This is a genomic window from Escherichia sp. MOD1-EC5433, assembly GCF_002966005.1.
GTDB lineage: Bacteria > Pseudomonadota > Gammaproteobacteria > Enterobacterales > Enterobacteriaceae > Escherichia > Escherichia ruysiae.
This window is the reverse complement of sequence record NZ_PTRL01000001.1, coordinates 37,229-59,091: the sequence shown is the minus strand read 5'-3', so window position 1 is coordinate 59,091 and position 21,863 is coordinate 37,229. Positions and strand designations below refer to the sequence as shown.

22 protein-coding genes are annotated in these 21,863 nt (G+C 52.7%); 6 read left to right on the top strand and 16 right to left on the bottom strand.

Going from position 1 to position 21,863, the window contains the following annotated elements; all coding sequences use genetic code 11:
• Positions 1-113: 113 nt before the first annotated feature.
• Both pspG and dusA read right to left on the bottom strand, forming a co-directional pair.
• Positions 114-356 (bottom strand): envelope stress response protein PspG, encoded by a 243-nt coding sequence (gene pspG, locus C3D30_RS00305; protein ID WP_000891404.1) that lies wholly within the window; start codon positions 354-356, stop codon positions 114-116.
• A gap of 135 nt (positions 357-491) precedes the next feature.
• Positions 492-1,487: a tRNA dihydrouridine(20/20a) synthase DusA gene (dusA, locus tag C3D30_RS00300; protein WP_001272043.1), complete on the bottom strand. Its 996-nt coding sequence runs from the start codon at positions 1,485-1,487 to the stop codon at positions 492-494.
• A gap of 154 nt (positions 1,488-1,641) precedes the next feature.
• Between dusA and zur the strand changes: the two genes are divergently transcribed.
• Positions 1,642-2,157, top strand: a complete 516-nt coding sequence (gene zur / locus C3D30_RS00295) for a zinc uptake transcriptional repressor Zur (RefSeq protein ID WP_000416266.1) — start codon at positions 1,642-1,644, stop codon at positions 2,155-2,157.
• Between the two features lie 41 nt (positions 2,158-2,198).
• Here zur and C3D30_RS00290 read toward each other — a convergent pair whose 3' ends face one another.
• The 4 genes from C3D30_RS00290 to dgkA all read right to left on the bottom strand — a co-directional run bounded on the left by C3D30_RS00290 (position 2,199) and on the right by dgkA (position 5,008).
• The gene (locus C3D30_RS00290; protein ID WP_001030603.1) at positions 2,199-2,408 is read right to left on the bottom strand and encodes a CsbD family protein; all 210 of its coding nucleotides are present in this window, start codon (positions 2,406-2,408) and stop codon (positions 2,199-2,201) included.
• A gap of 115 nt (positions 2,409-2,523) precedes the next feature.
• Complete coding sequence (gene dinF, locus C3D30_RS00285) at positions 2,524-3,849, bottom strand: MATE family efflux transporter DinF (protein ID WP_000874977.1); 1,326 nt, start codon at positions 3,847-3,849, stop codon at positions 2,524-2,526.
• Between the two features lie 72 nt (positions 3,850-3,921).
• Positions 3,922-4,530, bottom strand: a complete 609-nt coding sequence (gene lexA / locus C3D30_RS00280) for a transcriptional repressor LexA (protein WP_000646078.1) — start codon at positions 4,528-4,530, stop codon at positions 3,922-3,924.
• A gap of 109 nt (positions 4,531-4,639) precedes the next feature.
• Entirely contained in the window at positions 4,640-5,008 is a 369-nt protein-coding gene (dgkA, locus tag C3D30_RS00275) for a diacylglycerol kinase (RefSeq protein ID WP_000002906.1), read from the bottom strand.
• Between the two features lie 169 nt (positions 5,009-5,177).
• Between dgkA and plsB the strand changes: the two genes are divergently transcribed.
• The gene (gene plsB / locus C3D30_RS00270) at positions 5,178-7,601 is read left to right on the top strand and encodes a glycerol-3-phosphate 1-O-acyltransferase PlsB (RefSeq protein WP_016159874.1); all 2,424 of its coding nucleotides are present in this window, start codon (positions 5,178-5,180) and stop codon (positions 7,599-7,601) included.
• Positions 7,602-7,752: 151 nt separating this feature from the next.
• On the opposite strand, the gene ubiA is transcribed toward plsB, so the two are convergent.
• The 5 genes from ubiA to malK all read right to left on the bottom strand — a co-directional run bounded on the left by ubiA (position 7,753) and on the right by malK (position 12,915).
• Entirely contained in the window at positions 7,753-8,625 is an 873-nt protein-coding gene (ubiA, locus tag C3D30_RS00265; RefSeq protein ID WP_000455232.1) for a 4-hydroxybenzoate octaprenyltransferase, read from the bottom strand.
• Positions 8,626-8,637: 12 nt separating this feature from the next.
• Complete coding sequence (gene ubiC, locus C3D30_RS00260; RefSeq protein WP_000019214.1) at positions 8,638-9,135, bottom strand: chorismate lyase; 498 nt, start codon at positions 9,133-9,135, stop codon at positions 8,638-8,640.
• 179 nt (positions 9,136-9,314) lie between these two features.
• On the bottom strand, positions 9,315-10,235 hold the full coding sequence (gene malM, locus C3D30_RS00255) for a maltose operon protein MalM (protein ID WP_105282698.1): 921 nt from the start codon (positions 10,233-10,235) through the stop codon (positions 9,315-9,317).
• A gap of 151 nt (positions 10,236-10,386) precedes the next feature.
• Complete coding sequence (gene lamB, locus C3D30_RS00250; protein ID WP_000973648.1) at positions 10,387-11,727, bottom strand: maltoporin LamB; 1,341 nt, start codon at positions 11,725-11,727, stop codon at positions 10,387-10,389.
• A 72-nt stretch (positions 11,728-11,799) separates the two neighbouring features.
• Complete coding sequence (gene malK / locus C3D30_RS00245; protein WP_000179159.1) at positions 11,800-12,915, bottom strand: maltose/maltodextrin ABC transporter ATP-binding protein MalK; 1,116 nt, start codon at positions 12,913-12,915, stop codon at positions 11,800-11,802.
• 364 nt (positions 12,916-13,279) lie between these two features.
• Here malK and malE point away from each other — a divergent pair, with 364 nt between their 5' ends.
• The 3 genes from malE to malG all read left to right on the top strand — a co-directional run bounded on the left by malE (position 13,280) and on the right by malG (position 17,298).
• Positions 13,280-14,470, top strand: coding sequence for a maltose/maltodextrin ABC transporter substrate-binding protein MalE (malE, locus tag C3D30_RS00240; RefSeq protein ID WP_000695404.1), 1,191 nt, complete (start codon positions 13,280-13,282; stop codon positions 14,468-14,470).
• 378 nt (positions 14,471-14,848) lie between these two features.
• Positions 14,849-16,393, top strand: a complete 1,545-nt coding sequence (gene malF, locus C3D30_RS00235) for a maltose ABC transporter permease MalF (RefSeq protein WP_105286304.1) — start codon at positions 14,849-14,851, stop codon at positions 16,391-16,393.
• A gap of 14 nt (positions 16,394-16,407) precedes the next feature.
• Positions 16,408-17,298, top strand: a complete 891-nt coding sequence (gene malG / locus C3D30_RS00230) for a maltose ABC transporter permease MalG (protein WP_001252052.1) — start codon at positions 16,408-16,410, stop codon at positions 17,296-17,298.
• 93 nt (positions 17,299-17,391) lie between these two features.
• Here the strand turns inward: malG and psiE are convergent, their stop codons facing one another.
• On the bottom strand, positions 17,392-17,802 hold the full coding sequence (psiE, locus tag C3D30_RS00225) for a phosphate-starvation-inducible protein PsiE (RefSeq protein WP_105286303.1): 411 nt from the start codon (positions 17,800-17,802) through the stop codon (positions 17,392-17,394).
• 122 nt (positions 17,803-17,924) lie between these two features.
• The gene (locus tag C3D30_RS20450; RefSeq protein WP_000487762.1) at positions 17,925-18,068 is read right to left on the bottom strand and encodes a hypothetical protein; all 144 of its coding nucleotides are present in this window, start codon (positions 18,066-18,068) and stop codon (positions 17,925-17,927) included.
• Here C3D30_RS20450 and C3D30_RS00220 point away from each other — a divergent pair, their 5' ends adjacent.
• A complete protein-coding gene (locus tag C3D30_RS00220; protein ID WP_105286302.1) occupies positions 18,069-18,347 on the top strand; it encodes a hypothetical protein in 279 nt (92 codons plus the stop codon).
• 46 nt (positions 18,348-18,393) lie between these two features.
• On the opposite strand, the gene C3D30_RS00215 is transcribed toward C3D30_RS00220, so the two are convergent.
• From C3D30_RS00215 to C3D30_RS00205, 3 genes are read right to left on the bottom strand one after another with little or no spacing between them, the layout of a single operon-like run.
• Entirely contained in the window at positions 18,394-20,490 is a 2,097-nt protein-coding gene (locus C3D30_RS00215; protein WP_105286301.1) for a YjbH domain-containing protein, read from the bottom strand.
• On the bottom strand, positions 20,490-21,227 hold the full coding sequence (locus C3D30_RS00210; protein WP_105285607.1) for a capsule biosynthesis GfcC family protein: 738 nt from the start codon (positions 21,225-21,227) through the stop codon (positions 20,490-20,492). The genes C3D30_RS00215 and C3D30_RS00210 overlap by 1 nt, the downstream gene beginning before the upstream one ends.
• Positions 21,224-21,862 carry a YjbF family lipoprotein gene (locus C3D30_RS00205; protein WP_105286300.1) on the bottom strand — a complete coding sequence of 213 codons (639 nt, stop codon included), beginning with the start codon at positions 21,860-21,862 and terminating at the stop codon, positions 21,224-21,226. Before C3D30_RS00205 ends, C3D30_RS00210 begins: the two co-directional genes overlap by 4 nt.
• Position 21,863 lies beyond the last annotated feature (1 nt).

Sequence of the window (21,863 nt, the reverse complement as noted above, 5' to 3'; positions counted from 1 at the left end):
TGTAGGGTACAGCACGATGAATCTGTTAGAGGCGCAATAGTGACAGATTTGATAATCAATTCCTATTTTGTTCTAAGGATAAAACCTTAGGTTGTGATCATCCGCACAATCCCTTAGTAACGCCAGCGGTCATAACGCTGATATTTCGGCACTTTTGGTGCTTTAATCGCCTTTATTACCCACACTACTGCAATCGCCAATAGCAGCCACGGCAGCAACTTGATCATCAACGCCAGCATACCACCGAGGAACATAATGGCCGTCGCCACAACCAGCGCGGCGATAATGCCCAGCAACGAAACGCCGGTGACCATCAACATGACAAAAAAGCCAATCACAAAAAGTAGTTCCAGCATGATGTTCTCCCAAAAATGAAATCTCTTGCAGCCATTACAAGAATCATGCCAAAACCTAACTTCATGATTTATCAAAAAATATGCCCCGCGACGGTGCGCAGGGCATAGTGAATTTGACTACTTTGTGGTGAAAAATTAACGCTTATCCGCCACCAGTTTGAGCGCATGTTCCAGCACGTTAATGTCAGCACCCGCTTTATGGGCATTTTCACTTAAATAACGACGCCACTGCCGCGCACCAGGAATACCCTGGAACAGACCCAGCATATGCCGGGTAATATGACCGAGATATGTCCCCTGGCTAAGCTCACGCTCAATGTATGGGTACATAGCGCGCACCACCGCCACCGGATCGGCATCGGTATCCGAGGAACCAAAGATCTCTCGATCTACCGCCGCCAGAATCCCCGGATTCTGGTACGCCTCGCGCCCAACCATCACACCGTCCATATGTTGCAAATGCGCTTTAGCCTCTTCCAGCGACTTGATGCCACCGTTAATCGACATCGTCAGATGCGGAAAGTCACGCTTCAGTTGATAAACGCGCGGGTAATCGAGCGGCGGGATTTCGCGGTTTTCTTTCGGGCTTAAACCAGAAAGCCAGGCTTTACGCGCGTGGATGATAAACATCTCACATTCGCCTTTACCGGAAACGGTGTTGATAAAATCACAAAGAAATTCATAGCTGTCCTGGTCGTCAATACCAATACGCGTTTTCACCGTGACTGGAATCGACACTACATCGCGCATCGCTTTCACGCAGTCGGCTACCAGTTGTGCATTACCCATCAGGCACGCGCCAAACATCCCGTTCTGTACCCGGTCAGACGGGCAGCCGACATTCAGGTTGATTTCATCGTATCCACGCGCTTCCGCCAGCTTCGCACACTGCGCCAGCGCCGCTGGATCGCTACCGCCCAACTGCAACGCCACCGGATGCTCTTCTTCACTGTACGCCAGGTAATCACCTTTACCGTGAATAATTGCCCCCGTGGTCACCATTTCGGTATAGAGAAGCGTATTACGGGAAAGCAGACGCAGGAAATAACGGCAGTGTCTGTCCGTCCAGTCGAGCATCGGGGCAATGGAGAAACGGTATGCGGGATAAGCGGTTTGTGATTCTGCTGACATGGCGTTTTTTTAAGCACCTGGTGAATTGGGGGCGCTACTATAGCATAACGAATATGCGATCAGGCAATACGGCAGCTATGACGCCCTGTTCTCGGCGTTTAAGTGAGAACTATGGTAAAGTAAGGACATTCTTAACCCCACTTTGAGGTGCCCAATGGAAAAGACCACAACGCAGGAGTTATTAGCGCAGGCTGAAAAACTCTGTGCGCAGCGTAATGTGCGCCTGACCCCGCAACGCCTTGAAGTGTTGCGCCTGATGAGTCTGCAGGAAGGAGCAATCAGCGCCTACGATCTGCTTGATTTACTCCGTGAAGCAGAGCCGCAGGCCAAGCCGCCAACGGTTTATCGCGCGCTCGATTTTCTGCTTGAACAAGGTTTTGTGCATAAAGTTGAGTCCACCAACAGCTATGTGCTCTGTCACCTGTTCGATCAACCAACGCATACTTCAGCGATGTTTATTTGCGATCGCTGCGGCGCAGTGAAAGAAGAGTGTGCGGAAGGTGTGGAAGACATCATGCATACGCTGGCGGCAAAAATGGGTTTTGCCCTGCGGCATAATGTGATTGAAGCGCATGGATTATGTTCAGCATGTGTAGAAGTAGAAGCGTGTCGTCATCCTGAACAGTGCCATCATGACCACTCTATTCAGGTGAAAAAGAAACCTCGTTAAGAGGGCGTACATCCTTGTACACGTCGGGCAGGAGGGATTAATTACCAGCGGTATTCATTGCGGGTTTCCCAGTCCACGACCTCTTTCTCTGCCTGATCTTTCTGGTAACCGTAACGTTCCTGGATTTTACCCACTAACTGATCACGTTTACCTTCAATGACCGTCATATCATCATCGGTCAGTTTGCCCCATTGCTCTTTCACTTTACCTTTGAACTGTTTCCAGTTACCGCCGACTTCGTCTTTATTCATATTCAAGTCCTCATCGTTAGGTGGTGAATGAGAGTACGCTCGCTTTTCTTCTGAACGTGGGATTAAGTGTAGTCAGGAATTTGGCTTAGGATTATTTATTCAGAATATTTAACCGTCACGCTCCGGCAAACCAGGTTCCGTTGCGCCAGTGACGCCGCCAGATAGCCGCCAGAGAAAGCCCGCGCAGCGCCAGAAAGACGGTTAACGCCAGCCACAAACCATGATTACCCAACCACGGCAGCGTGAGGAGCGTAAGAGCAAACCCTGCTGCTGCCACCGCCATACTGTTTCGCATTTCGGCGGCGCGCGTTGCACCTATAAACATGCCGTCCAGTAGATAACACCAGACACCAACCAGCGGTAAAATGACCTGCCAGATAAGATAGCCATCGGCCAGCTGCTGAATCTGGGTTAATGACGTCAGCAACGCAATAATGTGTTCCCCTGCCAGCAGATAACTCACAGAAAACAGCAACGCTACGATCCCCGACTGGCGGCACGCTGCGCGCCAGACATCCAGTAACTGGCTCCCGTCGCGCGCACCGTACGCCTGACCTGAATGCGCTTCAACCGCGTAGGCAAAACCATCCAGCGCATAGGCGGTAAAGGTGAGTAGCGTCATCAGAACCGCGTTAACGGCGATTATGTCACTCCCCAGTCGCGCGCCAAGTACCGTTATTGCACCAAAACAGAGTTGCAACAGCAGTGAGCGCAGCATGATGTCGCGGTTAAGCGCCAGCAAGCGACGGAAGTTCCCCCGCCAGGCTGTTTTCAGCATTTCGCCAGAAATTCCGCGTAGTTTGAGGATTTTACGCACCATTAGCAGACCGATCAGCAACGTCGCATATTCTGCGATGACCGTTGCCAGCGCCGCGCCCTGCACGTTCATATGCAGCCCCATCACCAGCCAGACATCCAGCACAATGTTGAGGATATTACCCACCACTAACAGGACAACCGGCGCACGGGCATATTGCACGCCGAGCAACCAGCCAAGTAATACCAGGTTTGCCAGTGACGCCGGTGCGCTTAGCCAGCGAATTTCAAGAAAGCGCCGCGCCTGTTCCAGCACGGCTTCGCTGCCACCAACAATATGCAGCGCCAGATCGATAATCGGTGTACGCAATAGCGCAATTAACGCCCCAGCCCCCAGCGCCAGCAGCAACGGCTGCACCAGCGCACGGGCTAATGCCTGAGGATTTTTGGCACCATACGCCTGCGCAGTAAGCCCGGTGGTGCTCATGCGCAAAAATAGCAACAGCATAAAGAGAAAGCTGGTCGCCGTTGCGCCAACCGCCACGCCGCCCAGATAAACCGGACTGTCAAGATGACCAATGACCGCCGTATCAACCAACCCCAGCAACGGAACGGTGATATTGGAGAAAATCATAGGTAAGGCGAGATGCCAGAGAGCTTTATCAGATGAAGTGAGGAATGCCATGCAGACAAGCCTGATGAAGAGAGATGAAAAACAAACCGCGACGCCAGGCGGCATCGCGGTATCAGAGATCTGTTACAGCCAGTCGCCGTTGCGAATAACCCCAACCGCCAGCCCTTCAATGGTGAAGCTCTGCTGACGAAGGTCAACGACAATCGGTTTAAACTCGCTGTTTTCTGGCAATAATTCGACTTTATTGCCCTGTTTTTTCAGACGTTTAACGGTAACTTCGTCATCAATACGTGCGACAACGACCTGACCATTACGTACATCCTGAGTTTTATGCACTGCCAGCAAGTCGCCATCCATAATGCCGATATCTTTCATCGACATTCCGCTGACGCGCAGCAGGAAATCGGCATTCGGCTTGAACAAGGAAGGATCAACCTGATAATGACCTTCAATATGCTGCTGCGCCAGAAGCGGTTCACCGGCAGCCACACGACCTACTAATGGCAACCCTTCTTCCTCTTCCTGCAACAGACGAATCCCACGCGATGCGCCGGAAACAATTTCAATCACGCCTTTGCGTGCCAACGCCTTCAGATGTTCTTCAGCCGCGTTTGGGGAACGGAACCCCAAACGCTGCGCGATTTCCGCACGCGTCGGCGGCATACCTGTCTGGCTGATGTGATCACGAATGAGATCAAACACCTCTTGTTGCCTGGCCGTTAACGCTTTCATTCCGCCCCCTGGGTGTATATACAGTTATGCTGTGAGTATATACAGCAAAAGGCGATTTTGGAACCATAAACTACACAATAAACCAGAGATTTATCGAATTCTGGAAGGGTTATCCAAAATGTGACCATAACAGAATGACCCAGGTTGCCACAGCGACGATAATCGCGATCAGCACCGCTGCGGAACCCATATCTTTTGCCCGCCCGGAAAGCTCGTGGTATTCAGAGCCAATACGATCAACCACCGCTTCGATGGCGCTATTGAGAATTTCCACAATCATCACCAGCATCACGGAGCTGATAAGCAGCACGCGGGTAATCGCGTCCACATCCAGCCAGCAAGCGATGACCACCGCCAACAATACCGCCACGCCTTCCTGACGGAATGCCGCTTCGTTGATCCATGCAGCGCGTAAACCTTTCCAGGAATAGCCAGCGGCTTTGATAATTCGAGTGAATCCAGTGGTATTATTGGCCATTGAAAGAACCTTTTTACATTATGAGCGTCAATATCAGTGTACCGTTGAATCCGATGATTCCGGTAGCGTAGCGCCGCGCGAAACATAAGCGGATACCACAGAATTTCCCATGACTTTCTGCTATCCTTCCCGCGCATTTGCATTATTAACCAGAGGCTTTACATCGTTTATGTCCGGCTGGCCACGAATTTACTACAAATTACTGAATTTACCATTAAGCATCCTGGTAAAAAGCAAGTCTATTCCGGCAGATCCTGCCCCGGAATTGGGGCTCGATACCTCTCGTCCAATTATGTACGTTTTACCGTACAACTCAAAAGCGGATTTGCTGACGTTGCGCGCCCAGTGTCTGGCGCATGACCTGCCTGATCCATTAGAGCCGCTGGAGGTAGACGGCACGCTACTGCCGCGCTATGTGTTTATTCATGGCGGGCCGCGTGTTTTCACCTATTACACGCCGAAAGAAGAGTCTATCAAGCTGTTCCACGACTATCTCGATCTGCACCGTAGCAACCCAAATCTGGATGTGCAGATGGTGCCGGTATCGGTGATGTTTGGTCGTGCGCCAGGACGTGAAAAAGGCGAAGTAAACCCGCCACTACGTATGCTCAACGGCGTACAGAAATTTTTCGCCGTACTGTGGCTTGGTCGCGATAGCTTTGTGCGTTTCTCGCCGTCAGTTTCGCTACGCCGCATGGCTGATGAACACGGCACAGATAAAACTATCGCCCAAAAACTGGCGCGTGTGGCGCGTATGCACTTTGCCCGTCAGCGTCTTGCTGCCGTGGGTCCACGCTTGCCTGCTCGTCAGGATTTGTTCAATAAGCTACTCGCCTCACGTGCAATTGCCAAAGCGGTAGAAGATGAAGCACGCAGCAAAAAAATCTCCCATGAAAAAGCGCAGCAGAACGCGATTGCGCTGATGGAAGAGATTGCGGCGAATTTCTCTTACGAGATGATCCGCCTGACTGACCGTATTCTGGGCTTCACCTGGAACCGGCTCTATCAGGGCATCAACGTCCATAATGCCGAACGCGTTCGCCAGCTGGCTCATGACGGTCATGAGCTGGTGTATGTGCCATGCCACCGTAGCCACATGGACTACCTGCTGCTCTCCTACGTGTTGTATCACCAGGGGCTGGTGCCACCGCATATCGCCGCCGGGATCAACCTGAACTTCTGGCCTGCCGGGCCGATTTTCCGCCGTCTGGGTGCGTTCTTTATTCGCCGTACTTTTAAAGGCAATAAACTCTACTCTACTGTCTTCCGTGAATATCTCGGCGAACTGTTCAGCCGTGGTTATTCCGTTGAGTACTTTGTGGAAGGCGGTCGTTCGCGTACAGGGCGTTTGCTTGATCCGAAAACCGGCACGCTGTCGATGACCATTCAGGCGATGCTGCGTGGCGGTACACGTCCGATTACGTTGATTCCGATCTACATCGGTTATGAGCACGTCATGGAAGTGGGTACTTACGCCAAAGAGCTGCGCGGCGCGACGAAAGAGAAAGAGAGCCTGCCGCAGATGCTGCGCGGTTTAAGCAAGCTGCGTAATCTCGGTCAGGGGTATGTCAACTTCGGTGAACCAATGCCGTTGATGACCTATCTCAACCAGCACGTGCCAGACTGGCGTGAATCTATTGATCCCATCGAAGCTGTACGCCCGGCCTGGTTAACGCCGACAGTCAATAACATTGCTGCCGATCTGATGGTGCGCATTAACAACGCAGGCGCGGCTAACGCCATGAACCTGTGCTGTACTGCGCTGCTGGCGTCACGTCAGCGTTCACTCACTCGCGAGCAATTGACTGAGCAGCTTAATTGTTATCTCGATTTGATGCGCAACGTGCCTTACTCCACGGACTCTACCGTTCCTTCAGCCAGCGCCGGTGAGCTGATTGATCACGCGCTGCAAATGAACAAGTTTGAAGTCGAGAAAGACACCATCGGCGACATTATTATCCTGCCGCGCGAGCAAGCGGTGCTGATGACCTACTATCGCAACAACATTGCGCATATGTTGGTTCTGCCTTCGCTGATGGCAGCAATTGTCACCCAGCATCGGCACATCTCCCGCGAAGTGTTGATGGAGCACGTCAATGTGCTTTACCCAATGCTAAAAGCGGAGCTGTTCCTGCGCTGGGAGCGTGACGAGTTGCCGGGCGTTATTGATGCGCTGGCGAATGAAATGCAACGCCAGGGGCTGATTACGCTGCAAGATGATGAGTTGCATATCAATCCGGCGCACTCCCGCACGCTTCAGTTGCTTGCCGCAGGTGCGCGCGAAACGCTGCAACGTTATGCGATTACTTTCTGGCTGTTGAGCGCCAACCCGTCGATCAATCGCGGTACGCTGGAGAAAGAGAGCCGCACTGTGGCCCAACGTCTTTCCGTACTGCACGGCATCAACGCGCCGGAGTTCTTCGACAAAGCGGTGTTCAGTTCTCTGGTGCTGACGCTGCGTGATGAAGGGTATATCAGCGACAGCGGCGATGCAGAACCGGCAGAAACGATGAAGGTTTATCAGTTGCTGGCGGAGTTGATTACGTCCGATGTGCGCTTAACGATTGAGAGTGCGACGCAGGGCGAAGGGTAACTGGTGAGCGTTGCCGGATGTATCCGGCCTACCATGGCCTGCAAATTCAATAAATTGCGATGTGTTATGTAGGCCTGACAAGCGCAGCGCATCAGGCAGCTTTTCCCAGAAAAAAGCCGGATGACCATGACCATCCGGCTTTTTTACATCATCAGAAATGCCAGTAACTCATTGCCAGCCCTAAAAACAGTACCAGGCCAACATAGTTATTATTCATAAACGCTTTAAAACAGGCTTCACGCTCGCGATTGGCAATCAGTTTTTGTTGATAAACAAACAGCGCGCCCGCGACCAGAATTGACCAGTAATATCCCCAGCCTAATCCATTTAACTCACCAATAATTGCCATCAGTACCAGTACGCCAACCTGCAAAATGCCAATAATCAATTTATCGTATTGACCAAACAGAATCGCAGTGGATTTAATGCCAATCTTCACGTCGTCGTCACGGTCAACCATCGCATACTGCGTGTCGTAAGCCACCGCCCACAGAATATTGGCGAGGAACATTAACCAGCAGCTTAACGGCACCGATTCACTCACAGCGGCAAAAGCCATTGGAATCGACCAACCAAACGCCGCCCCCAGCACTACTTGCGGTAGATGGGTGTAACGCTTCATAAACGGGTAAACCCACGCCAGCACCAGCGCGGCAATCGACAACAAAATAGTCATCGTATTCAGCGTCAGCACCAGTAAGAACGAAATTAGCACCAGCACGACAAACAGCGCGCGCGCCTCTTTCTCCGTCACCGCGCCACTGGGAAGCGGTCGGTTTGCCGTGCGCTTAACATGACCATCAAACTTACGGTCAGCATAGTCATTCACTACACAACCGGCGGCACGCATCAGCCAGACGCCAGCGACAAACACCGCCAGGATCCAGAGTTGAGGAACACCGGGGGTCGCCACCCATAGCGCCCATAAAGTTGGCCAGAGCAGCAGTAACGCACCAATTGGCTTATCCGTACGCATTAAGCGGTGAAACGCCAGCAGCTTATTTTGCGTCAGACTCCACTCCATATTTTTTTCCTCTTAGTACAACGGTGATGCCGGTAAAAACAGTTCGGTCAGCAGCAGCGGCTTACCGCTTAATCGCAGGCGGGAACGTCGCCCCCACAGTCCGGCATCACGGCCTATCTCAATAAAGTCCCGGGTTAATGTCGATGATGTGAACAGATAGCGACCTAACGGCGTTTTACCCAATTTTTGTAACGCCAGCTCAGGGCCGCTTAACGTTGACACAGGAACGACGGTACGCCCGGCGAGCCAGGGTTCTCCATCAGCGCATAACAAAATCTCACGTAACCAGTAACGGGATTCTTTCGGCAACAGCGGTAATTCTTCGGGGATTTCATTCTGCTCGACAAACCCTTCGCGGATCATCGTCACGCTCACCGTTTTTCCCTGCTGTTCAAAACGTTTGGTCATGGAATCTTCCAGCAACAACCAGTCGAGCAGTTGCGGTTCCAGCGCAGGGATCTCTGCAAAATAGCGCAGCGCACGCAGTTGCGTTAACGCGGGGTGTGACATGCCGAACTCTCCGTTACATAACGTAAAGGCATTGTATCGCAGAAAAGCGTTAACGGGAGATGTAAAGCATATTAAGTGATCTAATACGCAACAATAACGCAACAATCACAGGAAGGAGAGAAAAAAAGGTGCGCCCGAAGACGCACCAGTTGTTGCAAAATCAGCACTGTGGGGCGTAATTACCCCTTGCCTTTTACACTGCTGATAAAGGTGGAACGGGCAGATGTCGAGCCCAGGCGTTCAGCTTCATCAAGCAGTTTTAACGCCTTATCAACATCACCTTTCGCGACAGCGTTTTTAATCGCGGTATTAAAATAACTTTCCGTGTCGTTGAGCATAGGTTCACTTTTCTTCGCCGGTGCCGGAGCAGGTACGGCTGCGGCTGGTGCCGCCGTGTTGCCTACCGTAACCGGAGCCGGAGCGGAAGAACCAAATAGAGGCCCCACCAACACGCTGGAGCTGGAGTTGGTTTTCACTTTCAGTTTCAGCAGACCATCAGTGGTATGACGGGCAACCGGGTCTGGAATATCCGGCACCGAGTTACCGACGCCTTTGGCATAGGCTTTTGCCGGATCGAGCAGTTGCGTCGTCTGCTGGAGATCTTTTTCAGTGGTAAAGACCAGTACATAAAGTTTCTGCTGCCCCAACGCCGGTGTCAGGCGCATAACGCCTTCCAGACGATCTGCACTCATCACACCAGGTTCCTGGTAGGTGAAATAACTGCTGGGAAAGAAGGCCGATGGTGTCATGTTCTGATCAAGAATCAGCACGTTCGGTGCAAATACGCTGGTTTGTTTGTTCACTTCACTGGTCAGAGTCAGGGTCAGCTCGCCAATGTTTGCCGGGACGCTGTATGCGGCGACTGGACCGCTGATGCCAGGGACGTTCAGTTGTTGCCCGCCAGTCGCCAATTGGGTGGTCTGGGTTTTAGATTGATCGACTGGCGTCCAGGTTAATTGTTGCAGCGCGGCAGATGGAATGGCTGGCGCATCGCTGGTGTTTTGCGGCACGTAGTTAACATCGGCAAGGCTGATTCCAGGCGCGCTTGCCAGCAACCCTGCTGATAAACAGAGGGCGATGAGACTTTTATTCATTTTCATTGTTTTTACCTCAAAATCTGGAGTTCAGCGGTAGCCAGGCAATAGCGCGCTTAACCCGATAATCAGAGGGGCTTACGCCCCTTATAGATAATGACAACCTATTTTTATGCCGGATGCGGCGTGAACGCCTTATCCGGCCTACACATTGCTATTACCACCAGATTTCCATCTGGGCACCGAAGGTCCACTCATCGCTATCACCGCGACCGAAGCTACCGCCTTCGAAATTCGCCGGAACAGCTTTGCCGTAGTTCGGGTTGGAAGAGGAGCTACCGTTGTAGTCATAACCCCATTTCTCATCCCACTTGGCGTAGGTTGCGAAGACACGAATAGCCGGGCGTGACCAGATGCTGTCGCCAGCCTGCCATTGTTGTGCGAGGGTGATTTTGTACTGATTGTTCTTGTCGCCAGTACGCTGGGATTCGACGTTGTCGTAGCCCACTTCCAGCAAGGTACTCATGATAGGCGTCCACTTGTACATTGGACGAATACCGACGGTCCACCATTTGGTGCCGTTGTCGTTATCCCAGTTGATATCCTGGTACATACCCACGTACATCATGTCCCAGTTGTCGCCCATGGAGATCGCACCGTGATCGAGGATACGCAGCAGGTGACCGTTATTGTTGATATTGTAGGCAAATTTTTCGTTATCAAACGCAACGCCAGAACCCTGCGACAGACCTTTACCCTGCGAGGTCATCGAGTCAGTAGCGTACTGAACAACAAACTTGTTGAAGCCTTTCAGGATGCTCTGGGTATGCTCGGCAGTGAACATCCAGCCATCTTTCGATGCGCCATCAACCAGACGATAGTTATCACGCAGGTTAGCGCGACCGTAGTCAACACCCAGCTCCAGGGTGCCGCCGGGGTTAATTTCCATCTGCGCTAAACGCACGTCGAAGACGTCGTTCGCAGTCTCATTGGTATAGTCATAGATATTGTTGCTGGCGAAAGAAGAAGAACCGCCCGCTTCAGAAGAACGCGTTGCTGCCAGAGAAAGTTTACCGAAGCCAACGTCGATGTTTTCCAGACCGGCACCAGGACCAGAAATATCCCAGTAGTAGAAGTCGATCATATGAACGTCATGACGCTGATAGAAACGCTTACCGGCCCAAATGGTGGCACCAGGCAGCCATTCAATCAGGTTTTTCCCCTGCACGTTCGCTTCACGGAAGGCCGGATCGGTGGCTTCCCAGTCATTCTGTTGTGCTACGGAATAGGCCACGTTAGTGTCGAAATAGAAGCTCTTATCGCCCTCTTTCCACACTTCCTGACCCAATTTTAATTCAGCATAAGTTTCACATTCGTTACCAAGACGGTATTTACTTTGAGCGCCAGTGGTCTGGAAACACTGTTGTTCACCGCCGCTCCCTGTCCAGCCGATCCCGGAACGAGCGTAACCGTGGAAATCCACGGCCATTGCCTGAGCAGACATTACGCCTGCTGCGACGGCAACCGCCAGAGGAAGTTTGCGCAGAGTAATCATCATTCTATCTCCTGAGTCATTGCTTTTCTTTTTTCACATCGCCTGTTACAGGCTTTGTGTCTTTTGTAGGGGTGCTTAAACGCCCGGCTCCTGATGCAGTCGACGACATGCAGTGCCATCCTCACGGAACAGATGGCAACGCTCTGGCGGCAGGCCGATAGCGAATGTGGCACCTTCTTCTACCAACACCACGTCAGACTGGCGGTACACCAGGTTTTGACGAATGGAAGGGATCTGGATATGAATTTGCGTTTCGTTGCCGAGCTGCTCGACCACCTGAACTTCACCCTCAAGGATGACGTCGGCGATATCGCTTGGCAGTAAATGTTCTGGGCGAATGCCCAGCGACATGTTGGCGCCGACCTGAACGTTATGGCTTTCAACCGGCAGCCAGACCTGCTGGAGGTTTGGCATCGGCAGCTCAACCTGGACTTGATCGATTGCAACGGCGGTTACTTTCACCGGCAAAAAGTTCATCTTCGGTGAACCGATAAAACCGGCGACAAAGCGGTCGGCCGGATAGTGATACAACTCAAGCGGCTTCCCGACCTGCGCCACGCGACCGGCGTCCAGCACCACGATTTTGTCGGCCAACGTCATCGCTTCGACCTGATCGTGGGTGACGTAAATCATCGTGCGCCCCAGGCGTTTATGCAGACGGGAAATTTCGATACGCATCTGTACACGCAGCGCAGCATCGAGGTTGGAAAGCGGTTCATCGAGTAAAAACACGCTTGGCTCGGCCACCAGCGTACGACCAATCGCCACACGTTGACGCTGTCCGCCGGAGAGCGCCTTCGGTTTGCGATCCAGCAAATGCGCCAGTTGCAGCACTTCCGCCACCTGGTTAACACGCTGGTTGATGACCTCTTTCTTCGCGCCTGCCAGTTTCAGGCCAAAAGACATATTTTCTGCCACAGACAGATGGGGATAGAGCGCATAGGACTGGAACACCATGCCGACGCCGCGTTCTGCTGGCGGGGTGTCATTCATTCGTTTTTCATCGATGAACAGGTCGCCGCTGGTGATCGTCTCAAGACCGGCAATCATGCGCAGTAAAGTAGATTTACCGCAGCCAGATGGTCCGACAAACACCACGAACTCACCTTCGTGGATGTCGAGGTTGATATCTTTCGATACCACCACATCCCCCCAGGCCTTCGTTACATTTTGTAGCTGTACGCTCGCCATGCCCTTCTCCCTTCGTTACAACCTGTCATCGACAGCAACATTCATGATGCAGTGACTATGCGTCATCGGAAGATGGCTTAAATCCTCCACCCCCTGGCTTTTTTATGGGGGAGGAGGCGGGAGGATGAGAAGATGGGCTCTGCATACTAATCCGAGGGAAAGTAAGGAAATTCGTGATATTGCTTGCAAAAAACATGGCAATTTTGTGTGCGCCTTCCCGCAATACTGCTGTTTCTGCGATGCAGATCACATAAAACGAAGGTGGGGCGTAGGGGCAAGGAGGATGGAAAGAGGTTGCCGTATAAAGAAACTAGAGTCCGTTCAGGCGTTTTCACAAGCACTTCACCAACAAGGACCAGAGATTATGAAAATAAAAACAGGTGCACGCATCCTCGCATTATCTGTTTTGACGACGATGATGTTTTCCGCCTCGGCTCTCGCCAAAATCGAAGAAGGTAAACTGGTAATCTGGATCAACGGCGATAAAGGCTACAACGGCCTCGCAGAAGTGGGTAAGAAATTCGAGAAAGATACCGGAATTAAAGTCACCGTTGAGCACCCAGATAAGCTGGAAGAGAAATTCCCTCAGGTTGCGGCCACTGGCGATGGTCCGGACATTATTTTCTGGGCGCACGACCGCTTTGGCGGCTATGCCCAATCTGGCCTGTTGGCTGAAATCTCCCCAGACAAAGCGTTACAGGACAAGCTGTATCCGTTTACCTGGGACGCTGTACGTTATAACGGCAAACTGATTGCTTATCCGATTGCCGTTGAAGCATTATCGCTGATTTATAACAAAGACCTGCTGCCGAACCCGCCAAAAACCTGGGAAGAAATCCCGGCGCTGGATAAAGAACTGAAAGCGAAAGGTAAGAGCGCGCTGATGTTCAACCTGCAAGAACCGTACTTCACCTGGCCGCTGATTGCTGCCGACGGTGGTTATGCGTTCAAGTATGAAAACGACAAATACAATGTGAAAGACGTTGGTGTGGATAATGCTGGCGCGAAAGCGGGTCTGACCTTCCTGGTTGATCTGGTTAAAAACAAACACATGAATGCGGATACTGATTACTCCATCGCAGAGGCGGCCTTTAACAAAGGTGAAACGGCGATGACCATCAACGGTCCGTGGGCATGGTCCAACATTGACACCAGCAAAGTGAACTACGGTGTGACGCTGCTGCCGACCTTCAAGGGACAACCTTCCAAACCGTTCGTTGGCGTTCTGAGTGCAGGCATTAACGCTGCCAGCCCGAACAAAGAACTGGCGAAAGAGTTCCTCGAAAACTACCTGCTGACTGACGAAGGGCTGGAAGCGGTAAATAAAGATAAACCGCTGGGCGCCGTGGCGCTGAAGTCTTACCAGGATCAGCTGGCGAAAGATCAACGCATTGCCGCCACTATGGATAACGCCAAGAACGGTGAAATCATGCCGAACATCCCGCAGATGTCCGCCTTCTGGTATGCCGTGCGTACCGCAGTGATCAACGCCGCCAGCGGTCGTCAGACTGTTGATGCCGCGCTGAAAGATGCACAGGGTCGTATCACCAAGTAATGCTGCTAAATGCCGGATGCGGCGTGAACGCCTTATCCGGCCTACGAAACCGAAACATATGTAGACCTGATAAGACGCCTCAGCGTCGCATCAGGCGGTTATTGTCGGGTACGGCGTAAATGCTTCATCCGACATACAAAACTAAATGCCGGATGCGGCGTGAACGCCTTATCCGGCCTACGAAACCGAAACATATGTAGGCCTGATAAGACGCGTCAGCGTCGCATCAGGCGGTTGTTGTCGGAGCGGCGTAATGCTTCATCCGACCTGGAAAAACGAACTGTACGTAAGCCTGATAAGACGCGCCAGCGCCGCATCAGGCAGTTGTTGCCGGATGCGGTGTAATCATTTATCCGTCCAGGAATGAGGAAGAACCCCATGGATGTCATTAAAAAGAAACATTGGTGGCAAAGCGACGCACTGAAATGGTCAGTGTTAGGTCTGCTTGGCCTGCTGGTGGGTTACCTTGTTGTTTTAATGTACGCACAAGGGGAGTACCTGTTCGCCATTACCACGCTGATTTTAAGTTCTGCGGGACTGTATATTTTCGCCAACCGGAAAGCCTACGCCTGGCGCTATGTTTATCCGGGAATGGCAGGAATGGGGCTGTTCGTGCTCTTCCCTCTGGTGTGTACCATCGCCATTGCTTTTACCAACTACAGCAGCACTAACCAGCTAACTTTTGAACGCGCCCAGGAAGTTCTGTTAGATCGTTCCTGGCAAGCGGGCAAAACCTATAACTTCGGGCTTTATCCGGCAGGTGATGAGTGGCAACTGGCGCTCACCGATGGCGAAACCGGTAAGCATTATCTCTCCGACGCCTTTAAATTTGGCGGCGAGCAAAAGCTGCAACTGAAAGAAAGCGCCACACAGCCTGAAGGCAAGCGTGCAAATCTGCGCGTGATTACCCAAAATCGTCAGGCACTGAGCAACATTACCGCCATCCTCCCGGATGACAACAAAGTGATGATGAGCTCCCTGCGTCAGTTTTCTGGCACTCAACCGCTCTACACACTGGGCGATGACGGTACGCTGACCAATAACCAGAGTGGCGTAAAATATCGTCCGAATGACCAGATCGGCTTTTACCAGTCCATCACCGCCGATGGCAACTGGGGCGACGACAAACTCAGCCCGGGTTATACCGTGACTACCGGCTGGAAAAACTTTACCCGCGTCTTCACCGACGAAGGCATTCAGAAACCGTTCCTCGCGATTTTCGTCTGGACCGTGATGTTCTCACTGATCACTGTCTTTTTAACGGTTGCAGTCGGCATGGTGCTGGCCTGTCTGGTGCAATGGGAAGCGTTGCGCGGCAAAGCTATCTACCGCGTACTGCTGATTCTGCCCTACGCGGTGCCATCGTTTATTTCAATTTTGATTTTCAAAGGATTGTTCAACCAGAGCTTCGGTGAAATCAACATGATGCTGAGCGCGCTGTTTGGCGTGAAGCCCGCCTGGTTCAGCGACCCGACTACCGCACGGACGATGCTGATTATCGTCAACACCTGGCTGGGTTATCCGTACATGATGATCCTCTGCATGGGCTTGCTGAAAGCGATTCCTGACGATCTGTATGAAGCCTCAGCGATGGATGGCGCAGGTCCATTCCAGAACTTCTTTAAAATCACGCTGCCGTTGCTGATCAAGCCGCTGACGCCGCTGATGATCGCCAGCTTCGCCTTTAACTTTAACAACTTCGTACTGATCCAACTGTTGACCAACGGTGGCCCGGATCGCCTTGGCACCACCACGCCAGCCGGTTATACCGACCTGCTCGTTAACTACACCTACCGTATCGCCTTTGAAGGCGGCGGAGGTCAGGACTTCGGTCTGGCGGCAGCAATTGCCACGCTGATCTTCCTGCTGGTAGGCGCGCTGGCGATAGTGAACCTGAAAGCCACGCGAATGAAGTTTGATTAAGGGAGATAACAAAAATGGCAATGGTCCAACCGAAATCACAAAAAGCACGTTTGTTTATTACTCACCTGCTACTGCTACTTTTTATCGCGGCGATTATGTTCCCGCTGCTGATGGTCGTCGCAATCTCGCTGCGCCAGGGGAACTTCGCGACAGGCAGCCTGATCCCGGAACAAATCTCGTGGGATCACTGGAAACTGGCGTTAGGCTTTAGCGTTGAACAGGCCGATGGTCGCATTACGCCACCGCCATTCCCGGTACTGCTGTGGCTGTGGAACTCGGTAAAGGTCGCCGGGATTTCCGCGATTGGTATCGTGGCGCTCTCCACCACCTGCGCCTACGCCTTCGCCCGTATGCGCTTCCCTGGCAAAGCGACGCTGCTGAAAGGAATGCTGATTTTCCAGATGTTCCCGGCGGTACTCTCACTGGTGGCGTTGTATGCGTTGTTTGACCGTCTGGGTGAGTACATTCCGTTTATCGGTCTGAATACCCACGGCGGCGTTATCTTTGCTTACCTGGGCGGGATTGCGCTGCACGTCTGGACGATTAAAGGTTATTTCGAAACGATCGACGGCTCGCTGGAAGAAGCGGCGGCGCTGGACGGTGCGACACCGTGGCAGGCCTTCCGCCTCGTACTGCTGCCGCTGTCAGTACCGATTCTGGCGGTGGTGTTCATCCTGTCGTTTATCGCTGCCATTACTGAAGTTCCGGTCGCATCGTTGTTACTGCGTGACGTGAACAGCTACACCCTGGCCGTGGGAATGCAGCAATACCTCAACCCGCAAAACTACCTGTGGGGCGATTTTGCCGCCGCTGCCGTAATGTCTGCATTACCGATCACCATCGTCTTCTTGCTGGCTCAACGCTGGCTGGTCAACGGCCTGACGGCAGGTGGTGTGAAAGGTTAAAGATGTTGTTCTGCCAATGTTATGCCGCTGCACCCTCAACTTACGTTATCCCAACTTGTGACTGTTATTCGGCGCTCCCTGGAGCGCCTTTTTTTACTCCCGCTTCAGCCGTTTCGAATTACACAACCACAGGGTGATCACCAGTAGCAGGATCGCTGCCGAGTAGATCAACACATCCAGTGGCGATTTATGATCGACGATGATCAAGCGCACAATGGCGGTGATCCCGATATAGACAAAGTAACGTAGCGGGAAGTGAAAACCGGACTGGAAGTACTTCACAATCAGGGCGATAAATTCGAAATAGAGAAAGTAAACCACCAGCCCTTCCACCAGCTCATATTTGCTGGTGTGTTCTGGCGCGAACAGCACATCAGCCAGATGCACCGTTTCTTTGCCGAGGAAGACAACCAGAATCAGGCCGAGGCACAACAGGCCAAGATTGAGTACGGTCTGCAAAATGGTGGAGATAAACTCCACGCGCGGACGAGATAACGACGTCATAACAGCTCTCCAACTCAGTGGCGAGCTTCCTGTATAACGCAAAAATGTGACGGGGATCTATATTTTTTGTGTATGTTTTGTTCAACCTGGTGTTAGGACGCCCCCACCAACATCGGATGTGCCTACCCGTAGGCTGGATAAGCCGCGCCTGGCGGCGCATCCGGCAAGACAAACCGCACCATAGCCTGTACTGCAAAAATCACCCATTCTGGTGATTCCCAGCCACCAGCAATACGCGAAAAATCGACAATGTTCCTCTGGAACAAATGAAACGTAACCTGATAAAGGTGGTAAAAATGAAGCCTTATTTTGCTGCTTTGTTGTTATCAGCCTCTGTTCTTCCTGCTTTTGCCGGTCCGCTCGGTACTGCTGATAAAGCCGACCTACCGCAAAGCAATGTCTCCAGCCCAATGATGGCCCAGTCGCTCAGGCAACCAGACCTGCAACCAATATCGACGGACAGGAAGACAGAATGTTTTCGCCTTTACACACCAGATCGCAAACCGGGGGTGAACTGCGTTCCTGATGGCTCGACAGGCCATTAAGAATAAAGGTGCCAGTGAGTGCGAAAACTGGCACCTTTCCCATGACTTAGCGGAAATTGACGCTACGGTCGCTGGTCATGTCATACAACTGGAACTTACGCCCAAGTTGCTGACCACCGTCACGCGTCAGCGGCGTCCAGCCAATTGCCGCACGGCTGCGTGTCGGGCCAGACGAGAAGAGATCCAACGGTATAGAGACATACACGCCTTTGGTGAAGTCCCCTTCGCCGTACTCCTCTTTCGAAACATTCGTGATCGTGGCATAGCCACCCACCACCACGCCGCTATCAAAGCGTTTGGCGATCTCCAGCGTGCCGCCTTTATCCCCTGCCAGATACTGCCCGACGCTGGCTTTCACTAACACATCCTGAGCGAAAGATGGCGTCCAGTATGCGGTCAGATGTCCGGTTTTCACGCTGTAATCAGTAAACTTCATCATATCTTTCGCACTACGCCAGTCGCGCTGTTTAACGTAGTTGGCATCCAGACCAAACGCCCAGTTGCTGTCCAGCGGGCGATACAATACTTCTGCCCCCGCACCGCCAAACATGGTTTCGAGATAACCGCCATAAACCTGCCCGTAGAAGCCGTTGCCCAGATGCTGGAAGTAGTTGGCTTGCAGGTTATTCACATAGACATCGTTCTGCACATACTCGCGCACATGGGTACGAACGCGCGGTAAGTGTGAGTCCTGCGGTGGATTGGTGTAGTTAAACTTGTCGTAATTGTTGGCAAGGTTAGCAAACAGGCTGCCGGTGGTGAGCAGATGGTCCGTCAGCCACAAATCCGCCGTTCCCATCACGCCCAGTTGGTACATGTAAAAGTTTTCCGGGCCACCGACTGACTGGTTCAGCACAGGATCGATATGGAAATCAAAGCGCGATTTGTCGATATACCAGCCCTGCTCGGTGGACTGCGGAACCACCGGCTCGACACGTTTTTGCGCCAGCTTCGTTTCATGCCCAAGCGGCTCGCCGGCGAGATGGTTTTTCAGGCTGGCGACATCGGTTTCCGTCGTCACCTGCGGCATGTTAAGGCGATTTTCCGTAATGCGGATCGTTTTGATCCCATCCGGCAGATCGTTCATCACGATCCGATTAGCACGGATGATCCCTTCGCGCGAATCACGATATTTCACCTGCTCGCCGGTAACATACAGCGTATCGCCTTTCGCCTGGATCTGCGGATCGGCAAGTCCGGCGTTATATTTCAACAGCGTTAACTGATTCGCCACCACCGAATGCTGCAAAATGGCATCCTGCGGCTGCGGTTGATATTGCGGTCGGGCGTTATCGTTGTACGAAGGACGTAGATCGTTAAAGTTGGTGCGCAGCGTAACGCCAAACATAAAGGTGTTACCGCGTTCATAGCTAAGGTTAACGTCGGCCCAATCGGTAACGCGATAAATCGCCCCGACGTTAAACTTACTTTTTTGCTCCAGCTTCCCGGCAAAATCCTGCTGATAATTATTGCCTTCATACTCCAGTTTCAGGCGCAGCGGCTGCCAGGGGGTCTGGTATTCCACGCCGCCAAACAGTGAGGCTGGGCCGTGGAACATCTGGCTGCCGTCGATAGATCCCGCCTGTTTATAGCTGTTATCGCGATAGCAATATTTATCACTGGCTGAACAGAGCGGATTTTTCACATTACCGCTGGTGCCCAGATATCCCCAGCCCAGGCCGAGTGTAAAATCGAACGGCCCCCAGGCTTTGCTGGCGACCAGATATTCCGCATCAAACAGCCCCGTACCGCCGATATCCCGCGCACCAACCGCCACTTGCGGCAGCCAATAACTCTCTTCCCACAAACGCAGTTTGAGATCGAAGGCTTTATCTTTATATGTTTGATCACCAGAGAACGCTTCGACGCTGCTGTACTGCCGGGTGCGCACGTCGGTGTAGCGCAGCGTTGTTTCCAGCCACGGGAAGAGTTGCACTGAAGCAGAGTAATAACGGTACTGATCGTTATCACGATAGTTCAAACTCAACTCCCCTTCCCGCGCCATACGGGCGGTAGGCGTTTGTAACAGACCGACGCCGCCGAAGTCCGATTGCGATGGGCCAATAGGCGCAGGATACGTTTCGCCGTAGCAGGCCGTGCTAATGCCCAGCGCCAGTAAGCTAAGCAGATGTCTTTTTTTCATTATTGCGGTATCCGCTGCGTCAGGGTCTGAAGAATGTCGGCGTTCAGGGCATCAGGCGTCTTACTCCAGGCGGAGTCCGCCAGGCCAACATAAATAATGCTGCCGGGCATCGGCTCTACGTGACGCTTGTTCCAGTAAGCCACCGGCGCTTTTTGCGTGCGTCCATCCGGGTAAACCACCCACGCGTAGCTGCGATCTGCACTGCTAAGCAGCTTCTGACCGGAGAGATAGCTCGCCACATCGCGACCTGGAGTGAATGGCTGCTTGCCAGGACGGCTGATAAGCCCGAACAACGTGACCGTGGACGGCGCGGAACCCACCCACAGCGTGTAATTACCCTGCAACGGCGGGTTGCCGCGTTCGGCAACGCGGACGATATCGGGATCAAGATTGATTTTTTGCCTGCCCGTCACTTTCAACGCCTGAATTTGCTGGCGTAAGGCGTTGATCGCGGCTGCATCGTCGGCGCTGGAATCTGCGGCCTGTTCTGCCAGCCGCGTCAACAACGCCTGCTGCTGCCGCAATGCTGCCGCCGTTGCCCGCTCTTCGCTAATCACCGCACCAGGCCACCAGCTATTCGCCAGCCGTGGTTGGCCTACCAGATCGATTAAATGCTCCGCGCCCGTCAGCGTTTTGGCCTCACTACTACCATTGCTGAACACCTTGACGGTGCCTGCCGCAAAGACCGATGACGCTCCCACGCTCAAAAGCAACGCGACAATAGTTTGTTTAATCATTGTTTTGCCGCCTTGATGAGAGTGGTTTTCACCGGGAAGTAATCCGCGCCGAGATACTGTTCCGACTGGCGAATTTGCCCTTCGCTGTCGATCCAGTAGCGGTTATGCCATCGCGCCTGGTCGGTGGAGACTTCTTCGTCCAGCACGCGAACCGGGGTTTCATCGCTGCCGACTTTGACGGTATCGGTGCCAGCCCATTTGAAGACCGAGCGTGCGGTGGCGTAGCGCACCTGCTGGTACTCGGTCCAGCCCATCGTGCGCGTCCAGGTTGCGCCATCAACGATTTGTGCAGGTTTGAGCAGCGGATCGGCAGCAAGGTTATTCACCTCAATCAGGTTGTCGCCGCCGAGCAGAGTCTTCACCAGACGGCCATGTTGGGTAACGAGAGTGGCCTGATCCTGAGTGACCCATTTTTGTTGTCCGTTTTCAGCGAAGGCCAGCACCACAAATAACTGCGGCCCGCCATTAAGCTGCATGTACTGGCTGGCGTAGGGCATATTTTGAATATCATCGTCAGTCAGCTGTACGCCTGGCGTGCCGAACAGACTGTCCCACAGTGAATTGCCCAGCTCTTTAGTCGTGGCTGAACACGCCTGTAATAACAGGCAGATAAGAATGAGTGCAGGTCGCTTCACG

What these genes read in the sequence shown, in the direction of transcription:
- malM (WP_105282698.1), bottom strand. Translation starts at nt 10,235, where the DNA reads ATGAAAATGAATAAAAGTCTCATCGCCCTCTGTTTATCAGCAGGGTTG.
- ubiA (WP_000455232.1), bottom strand. Translation starts at nt 8,625, where the DNA reads ATGGAGTGGAGTCTGACGCAAAATAAGCTGCTGGCGTTTCACCGCTTA.
- dgkA (WP_000002906.1), bottom strand. Translation starts at nt 5,008, where the DNA reads ATGGCCAATAATACCACTGGATTCACTCGAATTATCAAAGCCGCTGGC.
- malF (WP_105286304.1), top strand. Translation starts at nt 14,849, where the DNA reads ATGGATGTCATTAAAAAGAAACATTGGTGGCAAAGCGACGCACTGAAA.
- psiE (WP_105286303.1), bottom strand. Translation starts at nt 17,802, where the DNA reads ATGACGTCGTTATCTCGTCCGCGCGTGGAGTTTATCTCCACCATTTTG.
- malG (WP_001252052.1), top strand. Translation starts at nt 16,408, where the DNA reads ATGGCAATGGTCCAACCGAAATCACAAAAAGCACGTTTGTTTATTACT.
- pspG (WP_000891404.1), bottom strand. Translation starts at nt 356, where the DNA reads ATGCTGGAACTACTTTTTGTGATTGGCTTTTTTGTCATGTTGATGGTC.
- C3D30_RS00210 (WP_105285607.1), bottom strand. Translation starts at nt 21,227, where the DNA reads ATGATTAAACAAACTATTGTCGCGTTGCTTTTGAGCGTGGGAGCGTCA.
- plsB (WP_016159874.1), top strand. Translation starts at nt 5,178, where the DNA reads ATGTCCGGCTGGCCACGAATTTACTACAAATTACTGAATTTACCATTA.
- lexA (WP_000646078.1), bottom strand. Translation starts at nt 4,530, where the DNA reads ATGAAAGCGTTAACGGCCAGGCAACAAGAGGTGTTTGATCTCATTCGT.
- lamB (WP_000973648.1), bottom strand. Translation starts at nt 11,727, where the DNA reads ATGATGATTACTCTGCGCAAACTTCCTCTGGCGGTTGCCGTCGCAGCA.
- C3D30_RS00220 (WP_105286302.1), top strand. Translation starts at nt 18,069, where the DNA reads ATGAAACGTAACCTGATAAAGGTGGTAAAAATGAAGCCTTATTTTGCT.
- zur (WP_000416266.1), top strand. Translation starts at nt 1,642, where the DNA reads ATGGAAAAGACCACAACGCAGGAGTTATTAGCGCAGGCTGAAAAACTC.
- dusA (WP_001272043.1), bottom strand. Translation starts at nt 1,487, where the DNA reads ATGTCAGCAGAATCACAAACCGCTTATCCCGCATACCGTTTCTCCATT.
- ubiC (WP_000019214.1), bottom strand. Translation starts at nt 9,135, where the DNA reads ATGTCACACCCCGCGTTAACGCAACTGCGTGCGCTGCGCTATTTTGCA.
- C3D30_RS00215 (WP_105286301.1), bottom strand. Translation starts at nt 20,490, where the DNA reads ATGAAAAAAAGACATCTGCTTAGCTTACTGGCGCTGGGCATTAGCACG.
- malE (WP_000695404.1), top strand. Translation starts at nt 13,280, where the DNA reads ATGAAAATAAAAACAGGTGCACGCATCCTCGCATTATCTGTTTTGACG.
- dinF (WP_000874977.1), bottom strand. Translation starts at nt 3,849, where the DNA reads ATGGCATTCCTCACTTCATCTGATAAAGCTCTCTGGCATCTCGCCTTA.
- C3D30_RS00290 (WP_001030603.1), bottom strand. Translation starts at nt 2,408, where the DNA reads ATGAATAAAGACGAAGTCGGCGGTAACTGGAAACAGTTCAAAGGTAAA.
- malK (WP_000179159.1), bottom strand. Translation starts at nt 12,915, where the DNA reads ATGGCGAGCGTACAGCTACAAAATGTAACGAAGGCCTGGGGGGATGTG.